We start from the raw sequence: 15,554 nt of genomic DNA, 5'->3' as shown, positions 1-15,554 counted from the left end.
GCCTACTCCTCGCTGGCGGTGTCCTTGGTCCGCGACCGGCGCGGCTTCGGCTTCTCGGCCTCCGTCACCGTGCTGGCGAGCTCGATGAGCCCGGCCCGGTCGAGCCGCTCGTACTGCGCCTCGGGCAGTCCCTCGGGGACCGTGTCGCCGCCGTGGAGGCGGACAGCACGGTCCCCGGGGAACCGGACCCAGACGTCCTGGCCGGGCTTGACGACGTAGCCCATCAGGACTCCGCGGCCGCCTTCTCGATGACCTTCTCCAGCTTGGCGATCAGCGTGGATCGCGGCTTGTCGGAGGCCTTCTCGACCTCGAGGACCGCGGCGGCCTTCTCGGGGTCGTCGCCGACGTCGGCGAGGAGCTCGTCGGCCGTGGCCGGCTTGCCCTGCTCGTTCTCGTCCTTGAGCGTGGTCGAGACGTCGCCGTGTCCGGGCTGGGGCGAGTCCTGGCCGGAGCTCGCGTTGCGGATCGCGCCGGCATTGACGAGCCGCTGCACCTCCGCGGCGTCGTCGATGTGGACGACGGTGCCGCGGCGGTGGCGGACGTACTCCAGCGGCTGACCCGGCTTCGACGTGATCTGCTCCCAGAAGAGCGCGACGACCTCGTAGCCGGCGCTCACGACCGGATGCCCGTGATCCAGCAGGCCGCGAGCGGCTGGTCGACGCCGGAGACGCGCTCGCGGGTCGCGTCCGACCGCCACGACTGCGTCGGGCCACCGTTGGGGCCGTTGCCCTCGGGGTAGAGCTCGGTGACCTCGAGGGGCTGGAAGTCGGAGTAGAAGCCGACGGTGCCGCGCTCGACGACCAGGACGCGGTCGCTGGCGAAGGTGCGGGACTTCAGGCCGTCGAGGCCGAGCACCTTCTGCGGGAGCTTGCCGGTGTACCGGATGTCCTCGGCGACCAGCTGGTCGCGGTTGTACACCGCGGCGAACGAGTCGTTGCCGATCAGGATCGGGATGATCGAGCCCGGCATCACGATGGTGTCGGCCTCGAACCCGAAGTTCGCGTCGGCGTCGGTGGTGCCGGCCGGCTTGGCGGACGCGACGACCTCCTGGGCGTTGGCGATGTCCTTGTGCGGGCGACCGTTGGAGGTGTCCCACGCCGCGCCAGCCGCGATGGTCGGGATGGCCGGGTTGTTGAAGAGCTGGCGCAGGGCCCGCTCGTCGGCGCGGATCATCGTGTTGGTCAGCTGCGTGATCTGACGGTTGACCTCGCCGATGGCGTTCATGTCGCGCATCCGCTTGGACACACGCACGCCCAGGCCCTGCGGGGTGGACTGCGCGATCCGCGGGAGGCCCTTCTGGCCGGCGCGCACGGGGATCTCGGCGAACTCGCCGACGAGCTCCGGATCGCCGTCGAGGAACAGCGGGGTGGACTCCTCGTAGGAGACCAGGCCGTTGGCGTTGGGTCCGGCGTTGCGGAGCAGCGCACCGGACAGGAACGCGAGCTGCAGGACGGACAGGACCCGGGCGGGGATCATCATCGGCGAGCCGATGAGGTCCTTGACGGTGGTCTTGTTGGAGTCGTCCGGGGAGACGATGGACTTGGGCATCAGGGTCTCTCTCTCACTTCACGCGGACGAGGCCGACGGGGTTGGTGGCGACGACGACGCCGGCGGGCTCGGTGCAGACACCGACCTCCAGGCGCGGGTCGTCGGTGTTGGCCATCGGGGTGACCGCGCCGTTGGCCGCGGACTTGAGGCGGTCACCGAACGCGGCGTCGGCGGCGAAGGTGACCTGGACCTCGGCGCCGTTGTAGGCGACCGACACGTAGGGCCGGGCCTGGGCGGCGTCGAGGGTGGAGACCGTGCCGGAGACGACAGCCTGGGTGGTCTGCTGCTCGGGGGCGATGCCGTCGGTGACGGCGACGCCGAGCACCTTGGGCGAGGCGGCGCCGGCGACGATGACTCGGCCGCCGGTGGTGGCGGCAACGAGCTGGCCGCCGAGGATGGTCTGGCCGGACGCCGGGACGAACGTCTTGGGCCCGGTCTTGGTGACGATCGGAACGGAGGCCATCTCAGAACTCCCAGTTCTTGTAGGTGGTGGACTCGGTGACGGTGGCGAGCACGTCGCGCCCGTCCTCGTCGGCGTCGGCGTCGACCTCGTGGCCGAGCTCGGCGTCAGGGATCAGCACCGGCGCGGACGCGAAGTGCGCGCGAGCCGCGGCCGGGTCGCGGTCGTACTCGTCCTCCCAGGCGGACCGGTTGGCCGCGAGGAACTTGTTGCGGTTCGCGTCGAGGAACGCGGCGCGCTCCTTGTCGTGCAGCGCCTTGGCCGCGGCGGTGCCGGCCTTGGCGCCGGCCTCGAGGTCGGCGAGCTTGGCGGCCGGGATGACCACGTGGCCCGGGGGCACCGCGGCGGTGGCGGCCGGCGCGTCGCCGGTGGGCGGGTGCTCCTCGAGGTTCTCCTGAACGACGGCCTGGACGGCGTCGACGATGGCCGCCTCGTCCGCGTCCGCGGGGAGCTCGAGGATGTCCCGCAGGTTGGTGATCTGCTCGGTGCTGAACGCCACGGCAGAGCCTCCTTCTGTGGTGGTTGACCCGCCCGCGGACGCGGTCGGGGGCTTGGAAGCCCGCTGGCCCTGCCATGCGGCGAGCGCGGACGGTGCGACGTGCTGCTCCAGCAGCACCAGGTCGTGCTCGAGACGAGCGAGGACCTCTTCGTCGTCGGGGACGGTGTCGGCCTCGGAGTCCGCGGGCGGCGAGCCGGCGGCGGTCACGACGCCGACGCGGTCGGCCAGGCCGGCGGTGACGGCTTCGTCGGCCGAGTACCAGGTGCCGTCGCCCTCGTTGGCGGTCATCTTCTGCCGCCACTCATCGACGGTCCCGCCCGCCTTGAGGGCGTAGACGCCGGCGTAGTTCTGCGACTGGCCGTCGATCCAGTCCGCGTCGCGCCGCAACTGGGCGGCGTTGCCCCAGGTGCCGACGGCGGCGTCGTGGATCATCAGCTGCGATCCGGGGCACATGACGACCTCATCGCCGGCGATCGCGATCACCGACGCAGCTGAGGCGGCGATCCCGTCGACGACGGTTCGGATCTTCGCCTTGTGGTTGCGCAGGAGGTTGGCGATCGCGATCCCGTCCGACGCCAGACCGCCAGGCGAGTGGATGCGGACGTTGATCGTCTCGACGTCCATGCCTCGCAGCGCGTGCGCCACGCTCTCGGCGTCGAATCCACGCCACCAGCCGCCCACGGGACCGTAGAGCCACAGCTCGCCGACGGAGCCGGTCTCCGCTGCGGGCTGTTCGGCGGCGGCAGCGACTGCGGCAGTGCGCGACTGCGCTCCGGACAGCAGGCCTGCGTCCGCCTTGAGCGCAGTCGCTGTCCGGAGGCGTCGATGCTTCTTCTCTCCCACGTGACGGCCTCCTTCTAGGCGGTGGTCGGAGGTGGTGTCGACGACGAGCGCGCCGGCAGCCCCAGTGAGGTGCGCACGAACCGCTCGAGGTCCTCGTCGGGCTTGAGCACGCCGTCACGGACGAGTTGCGCGACAGCGGTGACGACGGCTTCCTGTCGGGACCCGATCTCGTCGGGAACCAGCCGCGGGATCCGCTCAGCCGGCCAGTTCCACCGCACTGCCTTGCGGATCAGATGCCGGGTGAACGTCTCAGCGATCTCGTCGGCGGTGGCCTGCAGGCTGAGGGTGAAGAAGTCAGCGAACGTCGATCCCAGCGCCCATGACCCGGTCTGCGTGCCGAGGTTCAAGAAGTGTGCGAGAACGGCGCGCGCGATCTGCTCGTCGTTGTAGCGCTTCGGCTTGTCGATGTCGGGGAGCTGGCCTTCGTAGCCGAGGAGCCGCAGCTTCGCGCCGTTCGGCACGGCTGCGCCGGCGGTCTGTCCGCTGCGGATGCTGCTCGCGAGTGCCCGTCCGCTGGCGAGGTCGGTCTCGTTCGGACTGGCCTCGTAGACGGGCACCGGCGAGCCGGTGCGCTCGGCCAGGATCATCTCGACGCGGACTGCTCGAGCACGCAGCAGCCACGGCTCGTAGGCCGCGCGCAGCATCGACCGACCGCGCCACCGCCCGCCCTTGCGCCACCGGCTGTAGACCAGGAGCCGATCGGCGCTGAGGGCACGAGTCTTGCTCGCTGTCAGGGAGTCGATGACCCCGGCGGCGGGTGGCCGCTGCTCGATCGAGATCAGCCCGCCGTCGCTTGCGACGTTGAACTTCGTGATCGTGCGCGGCGGCCGGTAGCCGACCTTTCGCAGGTGCCAGCGTCCGTCGAGGTCGTTCCAGTAGGCGGTCGGCTCGTAGATCGAGTGTCCGTAGCCGCAGTACTCGGGCAGCGCGGTGCGCAGATGCTCGCCCCAGGAGAACCTGTCCTCCACGCCGTCGGATCCGCCGCGGTCGCCCTCACCGATGACCGGCAGCCCTAGGTCGTTCGCGATGTGACGCGTGACGTCCGGGTTGCAGTCGGTGCCGTCGAGGCGCCAACCGGTCCTCAGAATGGGCATGATCACCGCGGACAGCACCGAGGAGACCTGCGGGTTGTCCATCATCTCGTCGAAGACGTCGTAGGCGTCCGGCCAGCGCAACGCGGGCACGCGCTCCTCGGCCAGCGACGACCACCACTCGGCGGGAGTCTCGGTGGCGTAGCCGAGCTCACGCTGCGGCGCCGACATCGGCGCAGCGGCAGGGTCCAGAGGCATGGTCGACATCGGGCCACCCCTCTCTTGAGCGACTAGAACTGCAGGTCATCGACGGCCGGGAAGCCCATGCCGTCGTACTGATCCCGGACCGACTCGACGGGCACGCCGACCGGAGACGGCGGAGGGGGCGGCGGCGGCGCAACCTGCCACCGGTACACCGCGGCCGAGGCCGCGACCACCGGGCAGATGTCGACCGCCGGATCCCGCAGATCCCACTGCTCGACCTGCGACACGAACCGCGTCGTCGAGTTCCGCATCGCCCGCGTCAACGCCTCAGCGTCCTCGCCGGCATCAGCACCGACATGCACGATCGACCCGTCGACGTTCACGGCGTTCACGAACGTCGCGCACGCCTGGCCCTCTTCGGTCGCCGTCAGCGGGTGGTACTCCATCCGCGCGGCCTTCAACGCTGGCTTCAGCACGGCCGCCTGAGTCGCCTCGCGCAGCGACACCTCAGCGACCTCCACGCCCTTCGCGCGGATCCGCATCAGCGCCGGCACCACCCACGCCGTCCCAGCGCCGGTGCGCGTCAGCACCAGCGTCTTCCCGGCCGGGCCGGCGCCCGCGAGCGCGACCGAAGCTCTCGACCGGTCCGCGGCGACCGCGACCGTGGCCACGACCCGCGACGGCGCGACAACCTCCGGGTCACGGAGTCGACCCCACGCCTGCAGGTCCAGCACCCCAGCGTCGTCGCCCTCCGGTGGGTCCTCCCACCAGACCATGAACTCGCGCGCGAACTCCGCCACCGGCATGGACCGCCTCATGTCCCGGATCGTCTGCGGCGTGATGCGACGGCCGAGCGCGGTCATGAACCGCGCCCACCGCGTCTCGTCGTCGAGCGCGCACCCGGGCGGGCTGTTCGGCGGCTTCGCGTGATCGCAGTTCGGCAGCCGACAGCGCCCGTACTTCGCGACGTCGTCCGCGTACTCCATCCACAGCAGCCGCGGATCACCGCCGGCCCGGCCCCGGTCACGCACCGACCGCAGGAACGACGACTCGAGCAGCCCCGCCGACGAAGCCAGCAGCACCTGAGGGTCCGGCACCGCCGACAGCGTCGGGTACACCGACCCGACCATCGCCGGCGTCAACGCGAACGCCTCGTCGAGCACCAGCTTGTTGCCCGTCAGACCACGGCCACCCGTGCGGGTCCGCGCCTTGTACTTGATCTGAAGACGCTGACCTTTAGCGGTGCGGATGAAGATCGAGGCCTTGCCGTTGCCCGTCTTGATGCCCGGGGTATCGACGTTCCCGATCGTCCGGTCCAGGTGCCGCGCCAGATCCGGGGCGTTCTCGATCAGCTCGCGCAGGTCGTTGAACGCAGACTCCGTCATGTCCAACTCATGCGCCGAGTGGATGATCAGCGGCTCCTCGGTCACGAACAGCCAGCCGAGCTCGGCCAGCTTGATCGTGCCCGTCTTCAAGTTCTGCCGCGGACCGATCAGCCCGTTCTCGAACGACACCGACTTCCCGTCCGGGCCGATCGCGAACAGCAGATCCAGGAACAGCTCCTGCTCCGGGTCCGGCACGAACCCGGCCTCAACCCCGACGTCGCAGACCTCAGGCCCGAACGTCTCGAGGTACACCGGGTGACTCAGCCAGGTCGGCTCAACGAGCCGACGAGCGCGCTTGGGCTCGCGTCCTCTTCTCGTCACGCTTCGCCTTCACCTCGTCCGTCGTCGAGGCCGGCGCCGCGGCCTTCCCGACAGCGAGCGCGAGCAGCGCGGTCAACTCCTTCGACAGCGCCGAGATCGAAGACCCCGTCTCCTGCGGCACCGTCATCCGGTCCGCCACGATCAGCGCCTGCTGCCCAGCCGGCGTCAGCTCCTTGCCGGCGCGGCGCAGCTCCTGCCGCACCACCTCGACCAGACCCGTCACCGGCGGATGCTCGCTGACCGCGACCTCCGACTTCCGGCGCGCCCGCTTCCGGCAGTTGTCCGAGCAGAACTTCGCGTCACGCCGGCGCGCCTCGAACACCCCGCCGCAGCACTGACACAAGCCCTGCACGACGACCCCCAGGCGACCATATCGCGGACACAGCGTTGACGTAGCGGAGCGGGAGGGCCGCGCGATGTCGGACACCAGGCCCCGGGAGGGAGATAGAGGACCGCAGACGTGGCTGGCTAGTAGCGGCGGCCTGGATTTTTCGGAGGCCCCCCGTGAGTGCGCTCGCACGCGTCGTGTCAAGCGTTTCCGCAGGTCAATCGAAGATTGACAGTGCGGGTGGGCGCTTCGAGGGGGTGAGGTTGAGGGCGGCGTCGGGTGTGCTCGAGCGGGCGCGGTTGCAGGCGTGGCAGGTGCCGCGGTGGTTGCTGCGCTCCATGGCGAGATGGGGCGCGGCGGTGAACGGCTCGATGTGGTCGGCGGTCTCAGAGAGGCCGGTGCAGATGCTGGGGAACGCGAGGCGGCAGGTGGGCTCTTCGCGGATGACCTGGTCGCGGAGTCGGCGCCAGGCGGCGGAGTCGCGGGGGTCCTTGAGCTCGCGGCCGGTGGCGGTGCGGGTGGTCATCGGGGTCGCCGGTCGGCTCGGCCGAGCATGATCCGCCAGAGGAGCGCGCCGAGCGTGGCGTGGAGGCGTGCGCGCATCGGGGTCACCTCACAGCAGGTCGAGGAGCTCGTCGATGTCGGTCTGGATCTCGTCGCGGGTGGAGGGGATGCATGCGCGCTTCTGCTTCTCGCGGAGCGCGGTGATGGCGGCGTAGATGTCCGCGGGTCCGGCGTCGTCGCGGATGACGATGAAGCGGGCCATCGTGCCTCCCGGTGTGCGGGGGTGGATGGGCCGGGAAGCACTGAAGGCGCCGGGGACATTCGTCCGGCACCTTCCGTTACACCGTATCAGCAGGTGAGCCGATGGGCGAGCAACTCGCCATCACACGAGGCGCGGCTAGACGCGGCAGGCGTCAGGGCCTGTCGGGGGCGAGTTCGATCGGCTTCGGCAGGTCCGCGCCCGAGATCGCGACGGTCCCGCACTCTCGGCAAGCGACTGGTGCTGCGTAGCAGTTAACGGGTCCTGTTCGATGGAGGGTGACGGCCTGGACGGTGAACCACGCAGATCCGCATGCCGCGCACAGCAGGAACTCGCTGGTGGTCTCCTCGACTGCCTTCGCGGCGCGCCGGTCTGCGATGTTCGGGACGTCGGTCATGCGGTCTGCTCCTGGTCGGTCGGGTGGGTGTCGTGGTGGTGCGCGAGGACGTCGGCGACGTCGTAGAGCCGGTGACCTGCGTCGTTCTTGTGGAGGCGGCGGATGTGTCCGCGGTGGGCCCAGACGCGGATGCGGCCGGCGGGGATGCCGTGGATCTCCTCGAGTTCGGCGGCGGTCATGACGGGTGCGGTCTCGGCGTGGATGCCTCGGAGGTGGCCGAGGTGTTCGGTGTCGGTGAGCTGCCAGCCGCAGCGGGGGCAGTCCCAGGTGTCTTCGTCGTCGCCGGTGCCGTGGTGCCGTTCGAGCGCGGTGCGTTCGCAGGCGGGGCAGGTGGCGCCTTTCTGGTGGTGGGGGGTGACGGCGAGGACGTCTTCGAGGTGGGTGGCGCAGCGGGTGGTCTCGGTGTGGAGCTGGTTGAAGTCGAAGTCGGGGTCGTGGGCGAGGGCGGTGAGGCGCTGGTCGAGGTAGGTGGCGGTGTCGTCGAGGGTGAAGGTGCGGGTGTCGATGGGGTGGCCGTGGGGGTCGAGGGGGCCGACGAGGTCGAGGGTGTGGCCGTAGTGGTCGCGGACGAGGAAGTCCCAGGTGCCGAGGACGTAGGTGGGGTGGAGTTCGTCGCGGCAGTCGGTGATCCAGGCGAGGAGGTCGGGGCAGTAGAGGCCTCGGCGGCGGTTGCAGGTGTCGTGGGTGCAGTAGTGGTGGCGGCGGGTGGTGGGGATGAACTGGCCGGGTGGGATGGCGGGGAGGCCGCAGGTGGGGCCTTCGATGGTGGGGAGCTGGGTGGGGCAGGTCTGGCCGCGGTGGCGGCAGCGGCAGAGGCGTCCGGCGGTCATGGAGGCGTGGTGGTGTGACCAGGCTTCGTAGTCGGCGGCGGGGGCGGCGTGGAGGATGGCGGTGCTGTTGAGGGTGCCGCGTTCGAGGGCTGCGGTGGGCATGAGCTTGGTGAGGTCACGGATGCGGCGGATCGCTGCCCGGGTGGCGGCGAGGCAGGACGGGCAGGTGAGGTCGGTGCCGCGGCCGTCGACGGTGACGTGCTCGGTGCACCGGTCGATCTGGCAGTGGCCCTCGGGGCAGGGCTGGCAGCCCGGGCAGCCGCCGGCGGCGGGTCTGGTGGTGTCGTGGTCGGTGCAGGTGTCGAGGTGGCGGCCGACCAGGGTGCGGGGCTGGTCGTCGCCGTTGTAGCGGCAGCGGGTGTCGGTCACGCGGTCTCCCGGGGTGCGTGGTGGCGGACGTGCTGGTCGATGCGGTTGGGGCAGTGCTGGGCGTGGGTGTGGCCGGCGTCATAGGCGGCGCGCCAGGTCGTGAACGCGCCGCAGGCCGTGAACGCGCCGCCGGCGGTGTGGCAGGGCAGGCAGCCGTAGAACCACGGGGTGGGGGCGGGGAACCGGAACACGAACACGGGTGCGGGGCGGCGGATCACGACTCGACCTCCCGCCAGTCGGTGACGAGCCGGACGCCACCGACATGCACGCACCGCGCTCCTCGACATGAGCGGTACGCGCATCCGCTCTCCCGCCGCTCCTCCCGCAGCCCGAGCGCCTTGACGACCTCGGCGGCGAGATGGTCCCCGTACTCGCCGCACGGCATCCATCCGCAGGAGAGGCACAGCACTAGCGCCTCGGGGATCGCCTGGGTTGTGCCCTGCAGAGGGTTGTCGGTGCCGATGATGGGGTGCTCGATCCTCGTCACGCGGGCGACCCGCTCCTCGGGGGTCATGTGTCACCGCCGAGGAGGCGGCGGGCGCGCATCTTGGTCTCGCTGTGCGGCTCGCCGTAGATGGTCTCAACGCCGTGAGCGTCCGCGTTGAGCGCCTTCTCGATCGCCTCCTTGGCGCTGCGTGCGCGGACGTAGGCCACCCCGGTCACCTTGTAGGTGGACCAGACCTCGTACTCGCGCATCTGCTGGCCGCGCTCACCCACGGTCGTCACGTCCCGCCAGGGCCGCGTAGCGGCGCTCTAGGGCTCGCAAGACGCGGCGCTCAGCGGCCCGTGCCGTGAAGCCCCACCCCTGGGTGATGTTGTGGCTGTCGTCGACGGTGGCTGCGAGAACGATCAGACCCGCACGTCTCGTGACGATGTGGATCATGAGCCGTCACCTCCCGCCAGAGCGGCGCGGAGGATCGCCCTGACGTAGTTGCCGCCGCCGAGCGCGACCTCGACGTCGAAGTCGTCGGCCCTCGGCCAGCGACTCCACTCGCGCCAGTGCGGCGCGGGCCTCGTCGCGCTGCGCGGCGATCTGCCGCATCGCCTCGTGGGACGCCTCGACCTCGTCGCGGGCAGTCAGCAGGTCCCGCTGCGTGTCCACGAGCGCCCGCCGCAGCCCGACGAGCTGCCGGTCGGTGTCAGTGGTCTGCTCGGTCATCGCAGGGTCTCCCGCCAGGCGGGGGCGAGGTCGTCGACGAGCCGGGCGCGGGCGGCCTCGATGACGGCGGCGGCGTGCGCGAGGGTGGCGTGGACCTGGGCACGGGCGACGAGGTCCGGTCGGGGCTCCTCGCCCATGGTGTGCCGGGCGAGGAGTTGCTCGGCGGCGGTGTAGTGGCTGGGGCCGTCCATCAGCAGGTCTCCTTGGGGTGTGCGAGGTCGCGGAGGATGAGGTTGATCTCGGGCCAGTCGGTGGGGCGCCAGAGGTAGGCGGTCTGGCCGGCGGCGGTGAGGCGGTCGAGCCACTCGCGTTGCTCGGGGGTGACGCGGCCCTTGGTGGTCTTGAGCTCGGCGTAGATGACGCCGGCGGGGCCGAGGAGGACGCAGTCGGGGAATCCGGGCTGGGAGCGGCGGGAGTCGTGGGTGTGGTAGCTGAGGAGGCCGTGCCAGGCGGCGAGCTGGAGGAGGTGCCGCTGGAACATGGCTTCGCTGATGTCGTCGGGGAGGGGCATGACGACGTGCTCGAGGGGGCGGGTCATCGGCGTGCTCGCTTGCGGGGGGTGGTGTCGTCGGCGAGGGCGTCGGCGGCGCACTGGGGGCAGTGACGGGTGGTGCCGGAGTGGCCGGGCTGTGGGCAGGGGTCGTCGAGTGCGGCGAGGTGGTCTCCGGGCGCGGGGAGGGCGCGCCAGTTCTCGAGCCAGGCCTGGGCGAAGACGGGCGGGTTGTTCGGCTGGAACGCCTGGATGGCGGTCTTCACGAGGGGGCCGTCTCCATGCAGGGCGACGAGAGCGCGGATCTCGTCGATCTGGTCGGCGCTCAGGCGATCCCAGCGGACGACCAGCTTGCGGGTGTTCAGCTTCGATCTGAGGATCGCGAGTTCGTCGGGAAGCGTTTCGCGGTCGGCTGCTGCTGCAGCCTGCTCCATGCAACCTGCTCCCTGCTCCCTGCTCCCTGCTGCATAAAGAAGCGACGACTCATCCGCGCCGGGCGCGGACTTGTCTGCGCGGATCTGCTGTTGCCCTCTGACCTGCGGTGATTCGGTTGAGGTGCCACCGGAGGGGTTATCCACAGGCTGCGAGTCGGAGTTCGGCGCAGACTCGTCTGCGCGCGGCGCGGATGAGTCCGTGCCGCCTCCCGGGGGTGGCGGGAACGGGGGCTCGGGGTGCCGGGATGGCACCTTCCCGGGCTCGAGGCGCTGGTGGCGGTGGAGGCTGGGGATGTGGATGTACGGGGCGCCTGCAGCGACGTAGCGGACGATGTTGCCGGAGTCGTGCAGCTCGTCGAGGAGGCAGTCGACTGCCTCGGGCGAGAGGTCGTCGTCGTAGGGGAAGGCCTGGCCCTTGACGAAGCGCGGGTCTCCGGCCATGCGGGCGTGCTCGTCGGCGAAGTTCCACAGCGCGATGTAGAGCAGGCGGGCGTCACGGGAGAGGCGGGCGGTGGTGAAGTCGGCCCAGTACTCGGGCTTGACGGAGCGGATTCGCGGCATCACTCGTCCTTGGGTGGTGGCTGGATGATCTGTGCGAGCGACAGGGGCTCGTCATTGGTCTGACGGCGGGTGTCCGCGGAGGCCTTGCCGGCGGCGATGCCGCTCTCCCAGCCGTCCTCGTGGCCAGCGGCGTAGCCGCTGCGGTGGCCGGCCCAGTACGCCTCTCGGATGGAGTCGCTGATGTGGTCCTGGTCGAGGTCGAGGGCCTGATCGACCACGGCGTCTGCGTCAAGCAGCTGCAGCGCTCGAGCTTGGAGACTCTTGACGTGCTTCCATCCGCAGCCGCAGAAGTACTTGAAGATGGCGTCGTCTGCGGTCTTGGCGGCCTTGGACGTCATCGCGACCCGGATGAAACCGACGAGGGCGTCCAGGTCTGCCCCCGCCTCGAGCAGGGCGCTGATGCTGTTGCGCCAGCCGTCGGGCAGCGGGACGTGCTCCCTGGTGCCGTCATTCCACGTGCGGCCCCAGGCGTTCCAGGCGGTGTGCCAGTGGTCGATCTGGCCGTCGAGGGCGGCGCGAGCCTGCGCGGCCTCCTGGGCCGCGATCTGCATTGCGGTCGCCCAGGTGATGGCGGCGGCGTTGACGGCGGCGACAGTGCCCTCGGTGGGTGCCGTGGAGGTCTTGCCGCTGTTGCAGGGCTCGCACGCTGAAACCAGGTTGGACGGCTCGTCGGAGCCGCCGAGCGCGACGGGGATGACGTGGTCGACGGTGAGCTTCACGCCGTCGTCCTTGCTGGCGCCGCAGTAGTGGCACGTGAAGTTTTCGCGGGTCAGGACGGCGAACCGAAGGCGCTTGGAGATGGTGGTGCGGGCGGTCATGTGCTGGCTCCTGTCGGGTTGGACGTGAGCGCAGTGTCGCGAGATCCGGCGACAGATTTCGGTGCGCGGGTGCCGTCGCGCTGCCGCTGCTTGCGGCGGTTGATGCGCTGGTACTCGCGGTATGCGGCGACGGCGAACTCGGTGCGGCTGCCCTGCCGGTACTGCCGGTAGCCGCGGAGCCGGTCGGCGTGGTCGAACTGGATCGGCATGGGCGGGCGTCCGGTCTTCTTGTGGACCTTGGTGGACGTCAGCAGCACGGCGATCAGGGCGGGGATCTGCTGGGGGTCCACGTCGGCGATGCACTCGAGGACGGCGTCCGCGCCGTTGCGTTCCTCGGCGAGCCGGACCATGCGCGTAGCCACCGCGCGGGTGCGGTGGTTCGGCACGACGTTGATGAACCGCGGGAAGGTGCTCATGCGTTCTCCCGGGCATGGGCGTCAAGGGCGTGGCCGACGGTCCACAGGGGACGGCAGCCGCGGTCGGAGAGGCGCGCGTCGAGCTCCTCGAGGAGGCGACGGCGAGCCTGCGTGGGGGTGCTGCACGAGCTGCGGCACCTTCCGTCCGGCGGTCACGCGATCGCTCCGAGGTGCTCGATGCAGGCTGGGCAGTCGGCGGCGAGCTGGACGTGCTGCCAGGTGTCCTGGTCGAACGCCAGGCCGCAGCGGGTCTCGACCTCGACGGCGCCGGCACGGATCAGGACGCGCGGGATGTGACGGGTCCGGGCCCGGCCGATCCGCCACGAGGTCTGCGGCGGCAGGTCGAGGTCGAGCGCGAGGGAGTCGGTCACCGGGCAGCCTCCAGCAGATCGAGCAGGTCCTGCTCGGCGACCGGTCGGAGCGCGTCGAGGAACGCCCGCACGTCGCCGTGGTGATTGTGCGAGCGGGTGTTCCACTCGGCGACGAGCACGGCGCGCCGCTCGGCGTGCTCGCGGAGCAGCTGCCGGTCGCGCTCGTGCTCCTCAGGGGTGGAGCCGGGGACGTCCCACGCGAGCGGGTGTCCCAGCGACGCGTAGGTGTTCGGGTAGTCGATCTGCAGCTGCTGGCCGGCGGCGCGGAGTCGTCGGGCTTCGGCCCGGTTCGCCTCGGACAGCGTGGCCACCCACCGGCCGACCTCGGCCCAGGTGACGGTGACCGCGGGGTCGTCGCGGCCGTCGTCGTAGAGCCACGCCCGCATGCCGTTCCCGTCGGTGGCGTACTGCCCGGTCCGCTCGCCGAGCCGCCACGTGCCGCCCGCGAGCGACTGCACGGCATGCGCCCGGCCGCCGGGGAAGTCGCCGATCAGCCAGAGCGTCAGCCACGGCGCCGTCGCCCGGTTGACGAGGTCGAACTGCTCCGGGGTCATCGGTCGACCCCTAGGACCTTGGCGGCCTGCTCGACCTGGTCCCACAGCGTGCGGTCGCCGTCGTGGAGGTCGGGGTGCGCCACGCGGCGCGCCCGGCGGTGCATGCTGCGGAGCACCTCGGGGTCGGTGTTAACGCGCTCGCCGGGGATGGGCGCCAGCGACGGAGCGCGGCCGTGTTGGCCGAAGACCTCGAGCGCCTGCTCGCGGGTCATGTGGCTGGCGGGCGTGCCGCTGCCGGCGGGCAAGGCCTTGAAGCCGGTGTACTGCTGGCCGGTCTCGGTGGCGCCGTATCGGTCCACGGCGCGCAGGGACAGCAGGGTCAGCGCGATCGCACGGACGTTGGCCTGCCAGCCCTGGATCCGCCAGCCGGCGGTCCACCGGTCGCAGCGGTAGAGCATCGGTCCGTGCTTGGCGGTGTCGAAGGCGACCACGACGGCGTCGCTGGCCGGCCGGGCGTTGGCGCGGATCTCGCCGTTCAGCTTGAGGTCGGCCTCGGTGATGTCGAGCTCGATGACCAGGTCGCTGCCGTTGAGCCTGTCGACCTCGGTCTCCAGCAGGCTGACCGTGTCCAGCCACGGCGCCTTGAAGGTCGAGGCCTGGCGGCCGGTCGGGTTGATCCAGGTCCGGTCGGAGAGCGGGCGGTTGCGGTAGGTCATGCGTCACCTCCATCGGGGTCGTGCTCGACGCCGCAGAGGACGCACTTGTCCTGGGCGGCGGAGACGTCGTGGAGGTGCTGGCGCTCGTCGGCGCGGACGACGGACTCCCAGCACTCGCCGCAGGCGATGCCGCCGACGGAGGCGGCGCCCTTGGCCTTGTGGCCGAGGCGCTGGCAGCGCGCGCGGGCGCGGGTGCCGAGCGCGTGGTGGAGGGAGAAGTGCTGCGAGGACTTCTTGCCCTTCGCGCCGGGGCGGGTGCGGCCGGACTCGATGCGGGCGGCCTCGGTGGCGGCGCCGACGGTGATGCCGCCGGCGCGGAGCTGCTCCTGCTCCTCGACGGGCAGGGCGAGCAGGACGAGCCGGTTGGAGACGTAGGCCTGGTTGCGGCCGACCTTCCGGCCGACCTCGGCGTCGGACAGGCCGGTGGCCTTGAGGCGCTTGAGGGCGCGGGCCTCTTCGATGGGGTCGAGGCCGGCGCGCTGGCCGTTCTCGACGAGCATCGCGAGGAGCTCCTCGTCGGGGAGCATGTCGCGGCGGATGATGCAGGGGACCTTGGGCCAGTCGAGGCGGAGGATCGCGGCGTAGCGGCGGTGGCCGGCGACGATCTGGAAGCCGGGTTCGCCGGGGATGCGCTGCACGACGAGGGGCTGGATGAGGCCGTTCTCGCGGATCGAGAGGGCGAGCTCGTCGATGCCGGTGAGGTTCTCGCGGATGTTGTTCGGCGAGGGCCGGACCTGGGCGACGGGGATCGCGGCCATGCCGGTGAGCGCGGTGACGTTGTCGGGGTGGTCGGCGGGGCGGGCCGGGGCGACGTCGGCGGGGGTCGCGGTGACGGGTGCGGTGGTCATCGGGTCTCCTCGAGGAGGGCGAGGAGGGGGACGTGGACGCCGGCGAGGCGGGCCTGGCGGTGCACGGAGGCGGCGATGAGGAGGTGCGCGACGCCGGGGGCGCCGCGGCCGAGCATGGCGGTGGTGGTGCGGATGCCGTGGGCGCGCTCGTGGTCGATGGCGTCGGCGATGTAGTCGGGGTGCTCGTGGGGCTGTCGCGCGTCAGACTTCGTGGCAGAGGAGTTAGTTGATCCTCTGAGCATGGAAGTGAGACGAGAGCACGATGGGTA

General features: G+C 71.1%; 26 protein-coding genes. All 26 read right to left on the bottom strand.

Annotation, left to right across the window (positions count from 1 at the left end; all coding sequences use genetic code 11):
* Nucleotides 1-2: 2 nt before the first annotated feature.
* Nucleotides 3-224: a hypothetical protein gene (locus K8Z61_RS18515; protein WP_224131821.1), complete on the bottom strand. Its 222-nt coding sequence runs from the start codon at nucleotides 222-224 to the stop codon at nucleotides 3-5.
* Nucleotides 224-616, bottom strand: a complete 393-nt coding sequence (locus tag K8Z61_RS18510) for a hypothetical protein (protein ID WP_224131819.1) — start codon at nucleotides 614-616, stop codon at nucleotides 224-226. Before K8Z61_RS18510 ends, K8Z61_RS18515 begins: the two co-directional genes overlap by 1 nt.
* Nucleotides 613-1,548 carry a hypothetical protein gene (locus K8Z61_RS18505; RefSeq protein WP_224131818.1) on the bottom strand — a complete coding sequence of 312 codons (936 nt, stop codon included), beginning with the start codon at nucleotides 1,546-1,548 and terminating at the stop codon, nucleotides 613-615. Before K8Z61_RS18505 ends, K8Z61_RS18510 begins: the two co-directional genes overlap by 4 nt.
* Nucleotides 1,549-1,561: 13 nt before the next feature.
* Nucleotides 1,562-2,011 carry a hypothetical protein gene (locus K8Z61_RS18500; protein ID WP_224131817.1) on the bottom strand — a complete coding sequence of 150 codons (450 nt, stop codon included), beginning with the start codon at nucleotides 2,009-2,011 and terminating at the stop codon, nucleotides 1,562-1,564.
* Nucleotide 2,012: 1 nt separating this feature from the next.
* A complete protein-coding gene (locus K8Z61_RS18495) occupies nucleotides 2,013-3,350 on the bottom strand; it encodes a head maturation protease, ClpP-related (protein WP_224131816.1) in 1,338 nt (445 codons plus the stop codon).
* Between the two features lie 14 nt (nucleotides 3,351-3,364).
* On the bottom strand, nucleotides 3,365-4,462 hold the full coding sequence (locus K8Z61_RS18490; RefSeq protein WP_224131815.1) for a DUF935 family protein: 1,098 nt from the start codon (nucleotides 4,460-4,462) through the stop codon (nucleotides 3,365-3,367).
* Nucleotides 4,463-4,671: 209 nt separating this feature from the next.
* A complete protein-coding gene (locus tag K8Z61_RS18485) occupies nucleotides 4,672-6,222 on the bottom strand; it encodes a hypothetical protein (protein WP_224131813.1) in 1,551 nt (516 codons plus the stop codon).
* 22 nt (nucleotides 6,223-6,244) lie between these two features.
* Complete coding sequence (locus tag K8Z61_RS18480; RefSeq protein ID WP_224131811.1) at nucleotides 6,245-6,613, bottom strand: hypothetical protein; 369 nt, start codon at nucleotides 6,611-6,613, stop codon at nucleotides 6,245-6,247.
* A gap of 223 nt (nucleotides 6,614-6,836) precedes the next feature.
* Nucleotides 6,837-7,145 carry a hypothetical protein gene (locus K8Z61_RS18475; RefSeq protein ID WP_224131809.1) on the bottom strand — a complete coding sequence of 103 codons (309 nt, stop codon included), beginning with the start codon at nucleotides 7,143-7,145 and terminating at the stop codon, nucleotides 6,837-6,839.
* Between the two features lie 87 nt (nucleotides 7,146-7,232).
* On the bottom strand, nucleotides 7,233-7,385 hold the full coding sequence (locus K8Z61_RS18470) for a hypothetical protein (RefSeq protein ID WP_224131807.1): 153 nt from the start codon (nucleotides 7,383-7,385) through the stop codon (nucleotides 7,233-7,235).
* 151 nt (nucleotides 7,386-7,536) lie between these two features.
* Nucleotides 7,537-7,779, bottom strand: a complete 243-nt coding sequence (locus tag K8Z61_RS18465; protein ID WP_224131805.1) for a hypothetical protein — start codon at nucleotides 7,777-7,779, stop codon at nucleotides 7,537-7,539.
* Nucleotides 7,776-8,978: a MerR family transcriptional regulator gene (locus tag K8Z61_RS19465; RefSeq protein WP_224131803.1), complete on the bottom strand. Its 1,203-nt coding sequence runs from the start codon at nucleotides 8,976-8,978 to the stop codon at nucleotides 7,776-7,778. The genes K8Z61_RS18465 and K8Z61_RS19465 overlap by 4 nt, the downstream gene beginning before the upstream one ends.
* Complete coding sequence (locus tag K8Z61_RS18455) at nucleotides 8,975-9,196, bottom strand: hypothetical protein (RefSeq protein ID WP_224131801.1); 222 nt, start codon at nucleotides 9,194-9,196, stop codon at nucleotides 8,975-8,977. The genes K8Z61_RS19465 and K8Z61_RS18455 overlap by 4 nt, the downstream gene beginning before the upstream one ends.
* The gene (locus tag K8Z61_RS18450; RefSeq protein WP_224131800.1) at nucleotides 9,193-9,492 is read right to left on the bottom strand and encodes a hypothetical protein; all 300 of its coding nucleotides are present in this window, start codon (nucleotides 9,490-9,492) and stop codon (nucleotides 9,193-9,195) included. Before K8Z61_RS18450 ends, K8Z61_RS18455 begins: the two co-directional genes overlap by 4 nt.
* Nucleotides 9,489-9,704 (bottom strand): hypothetical protein, encoded by a 216-nt coding sequence (locus tag K8Z61_RS18445; protein ID WP_224131798.1) that lies wholly within the window; start codon nucleotides 9,702-9,704, stop codon nucleotides 9,489-9,491. The genes K8Z61_RS18450 and K8Z61_RS18445 overlap by 4 nt, the downstream gene beginning before the upstream one ends.
* Before the next feature lie 163 nt (nucleotides 9,705-9,867).
* Nucleotides 9,868-10,137 carry a hypothetical protein gene (locus tag K8Z61_RS18440; RefSeq protein WP_224131797.1) on the bottom strand — a complete coding sequence of 90 codons (270 nt, stop codon included), beginning with the start codon at nucleotides 10,135-10,137 and terminating at the stop codon, nucleotides 9,868-9,870.
* Nucleotides 10,134-10,328: a hypothetical protein gene (locus tag K8Z61_RS18435; RefSeq protein WP_224131795.1), complete on the bottom strand. Its 195-nt coding sequence runs from the start codon at nucleotides 10,326-10,328 to the stop codon at nucleotides 10,134-10,136. The genes K8Z61_RS18440 and K8Z61_RS18435 overlap by 4 nt, the downstream gene beginning before the upstream one ends.
* On the bottom strand, nucleotides 10,328-10,675 hold the full coding sequence (locus K8Z61_RS18430) for a VRR-NUC domain-containing protein (protein ID WP_224131793.1): 348 nt from the start codon (nucleotides 10,673-10,675) through the stop codon (nucleotides 10,328-10,330). The genes K8Z61_RS18435 and K8Z61_RS18430 overlap by 1 nt, the downstream gene beginning before the upstream one ends.
* Nucleotides 10,672-11,622 carry a hypothetical protein gene (locus K8Z61_RS18425; protein ID WP_224131791.1) on the bottom strand — a complete coding sequence of 317 codons (951 nt, stop codon included), beginning with the start codon at nucleotides 11,620-11,622 and terminating at the stop codon, nucleotides 10,672-10,674. Before K8Z61_RS18425 ends, K8Z61_RS18430 begins: the two co-directional genes overlap by 4 nt.
* Nucleotides 11,622-12,440 (bottom strand): HNH endonuclease, encoded by an 819-nt coding sequence (locus K8Z61_RS18420; RefSeq protein ID WP_224131789.1) that lies wholly within the window; start codon nucleotides 12,438-12,440, stop codon nucleotides 11,622-11,624. Before K8Z61_RS18420 ends, K8Z61_RS18425 begins: the two co-directional genes overlap by 1 nt.
* A complete protein-coding gene (locus K8Z61_RS18415; RefSeq protein ID WP_224131787.1) occupies nucleotides 12,437-12,856 on the bottom strand; it encodes a hypothetical protein in 420 nt (139 codons plus the stop codon). Before K8Z61_RS18415 ends, K8Z61_RS18420 begins: the two co-directional genes overlap by 4 nt.
* 152 nt (nucleotides 12,857-13,008) lie before the next feature.
* The gene (locus K8Z61_RS18410; RefSeq protein ID WP_224131785.1) at nucleotides 13,009-13,227 is read right to left on the bottom strand and encodes a hypothetical protein; all 219 of its coding nucleotides are present in this window, start codon (nucleotides 13,225-13,227) and stop codon (nucleotides 13,009-13,011) included.
* Complete coding sequence (locus K8Z61_RS18405) at nucleotides 13,224-13,781, bottom strand: hypothetical protein (protein ID WP_224131782.1); 558 nt, start codon at nucleotides 13,779-13,781, stop codon at nucleotides 13,224-13,226. The genes K8Z61_RS18410 and K8Z61_RS18405 overlap by 4 nt, the downstream gene beginning before the upstream one ends.
* Entirely contained in the window at nucleotides 13,778-14,437 is a 660-nt protein-coding gene (locus K8Z61_RS18400; protein ID WP_224131780.1) for a hypothetical protein, read from the bottom strand. The genes K8Z61_RS18405 and K8Z61_RS18400 overlap by 4 nt, the downstream gene beginning before the upstream one ends.
* Nucleotides 14,434-15,285 (bottom strand): ParB/RepB/Spo0J family partition protein, encoded by an 852-nt coding sequence (locus tag K8Z61_RS18395; RefSeq protein WP_224131778.1) that lies wholly within the window; start codon nucleotides 15,283-15,285, stop codon nucleotides 14,434-14,436. Before K8Z61_RS18395 ends, K8Z61_RS18400 begins: the two co-directional genes overlap by 4 nt.
* Nucleotides 15,282-15,527 (bottom strand): hypothetical protein, encoded by a 246-nt coding sequence (locus K8Z61_RS18390; protein WP_224131776.1) that lies wholly within the window; start codon nucleotides 15,525-15,527, stop codon nucleotides 15,282-15,284. The genes K8Z61_RS18395 and K8Z61_RS18390 overlap by 4 nt, the downstream gene beginning before the upstream one ends.
* Nucleotides 15,528-15,554 lie beyond the last annotated feature (27 nt).

This window comes from Nocardioides sp. TRM66260-LWL, from assembly GCF_020075545.1.
Classification (GTDB): Bacteria; Actinomycetota; Actinomycetes; order Propionibacteriales; family Nocardioidaceae; genus Nocardioides.
The sequence above is the reverse complement of the archived record's forward strand: the minus strand, read 5'-3'. Positions and strand labels throughout refer to the sequence as shown.

Bases quoted from the DNA above. Each gene is read 5' to 3' on its own strand.
- K8Z61_RS18470 (WP_224131807.1), bottom strand. From the start codon at position 7,385: ATGGCCCGCTTCATCGTCATCCGCGACGACGCCGGACCCGCGGACATC.
- K8Z61_RS18465 (WP_224131805.1), bottom strand. From the start codon at position 7,779: ATGACCGACGTCCCGAACATCGCAGACCGGCGCGCCGCGAAGGCAGTC.
- K8Z61_RS18505 (WP_224131818.1), bottom strand. From the start codon at position 1,548: ATGCCCAAGTCCATCGTCTCCCCGGACGACTCCAACAAGACCACCGTC.
- K8Z61_RS18420 (WP_224131789.1), bottom strand. From the start codon at position 12,440: ATGACCGCCCGCACCACCATCTCCAAGCGCCTTCGGTTCGCCGTCCTG.
- K8Z61_RS18415 (WP_224131787.1), bottom strand. From the start codon at position 12,856: ATGAGCACCTTCCCGCGGTTCATCAACGTCGTGCCGAACCACCGCACC.
- K8Z61_RS18440 (WP_224131797.1), bottom strand. From the start codon at position 10,137: ATGACCGAGCAGACCACTGACACCGACCGGCAGCTCGTCGGGCTGCGG.
- K8Z61_RS18475 (WP_224131809.1), bottom strand. From the start codon at position 7,145: ATGACCACCCGCACCGCCACCGGCCGCGAGCTCAAGGACCCCCGCGAC.
- K8Z61_RS18400 (WP_224131780.1), bottom strand. From the start codon at position 14,437: ATGACCTACCGCAACCGCCCGCTCTCCGACCGGACCTGGATCAACCCG.
- K8Z61_RS18430 (WP_224131793.1), bottom strand. From the start codon at position 10,675: ATGACCCGCCCCCTCGAGCACGTCGTCATGCCCCTCCCCGACGACATC.
- K8Z61_RS18450 (WP_224131800.1), bottom strand. From the start codon at position 9,492: ATGACCCCCGAGGAGCGGGTCGCCCGCGTGACGAGGATCGAGCACCCC.
- K8Z61_RS18405 (WP_224131782.1), bottom strand. From the start codon at position 13,781: ATGACCCCGGAGCAGTTCGACCTCGTCAACCGGGCGACGGCGCCGTGG.
- K8Z61_RS18435 (WP_224131795.1), bottom strand. From the start codon at position 10,328: ATGGACGGCCCCAGCCACTACACCGCCGCCGAGCAACTCCTCGCCCGG.
- K8Z61_RS18395 (WP_224131778.1), bottom strand. From the start codon at position 15,285: ATGACCACCGCACCCGTCACCGCGACCCCCGCCGACGTCGCCCCGGCC.
- K8Z61_RS18390 (WP_224131776.1), bottom strand. From the start codon at position 15,527: ATGCTCAGAGGATCAACTAACTCCTCTGCCACGAAGTCTGACGCGCGA.
- K8Z61_RS18515 (WP_224131821.1), bottom strand. From the start codon at position 224: ATGGGCTACGTCGTCAAGCCCGGCCAGGACGTCTGGGTCCGGTTCCCC.
- K8Z61_RS18425 (WP_224131791.1), bottom strand. From the start codon at position 11,622: ATGCCGCGAATCCGCTCCGTCAAGCCCGAGTACTGGGCCGACTTCACC.
- K8Z61_RS18500 (WP_224131817.1), bottom strand. From the start codon at position 2,011: ATGGCCTCCGTTCCGATCGTCACCAAGACCGGGCCCAAGACGTTCGTC.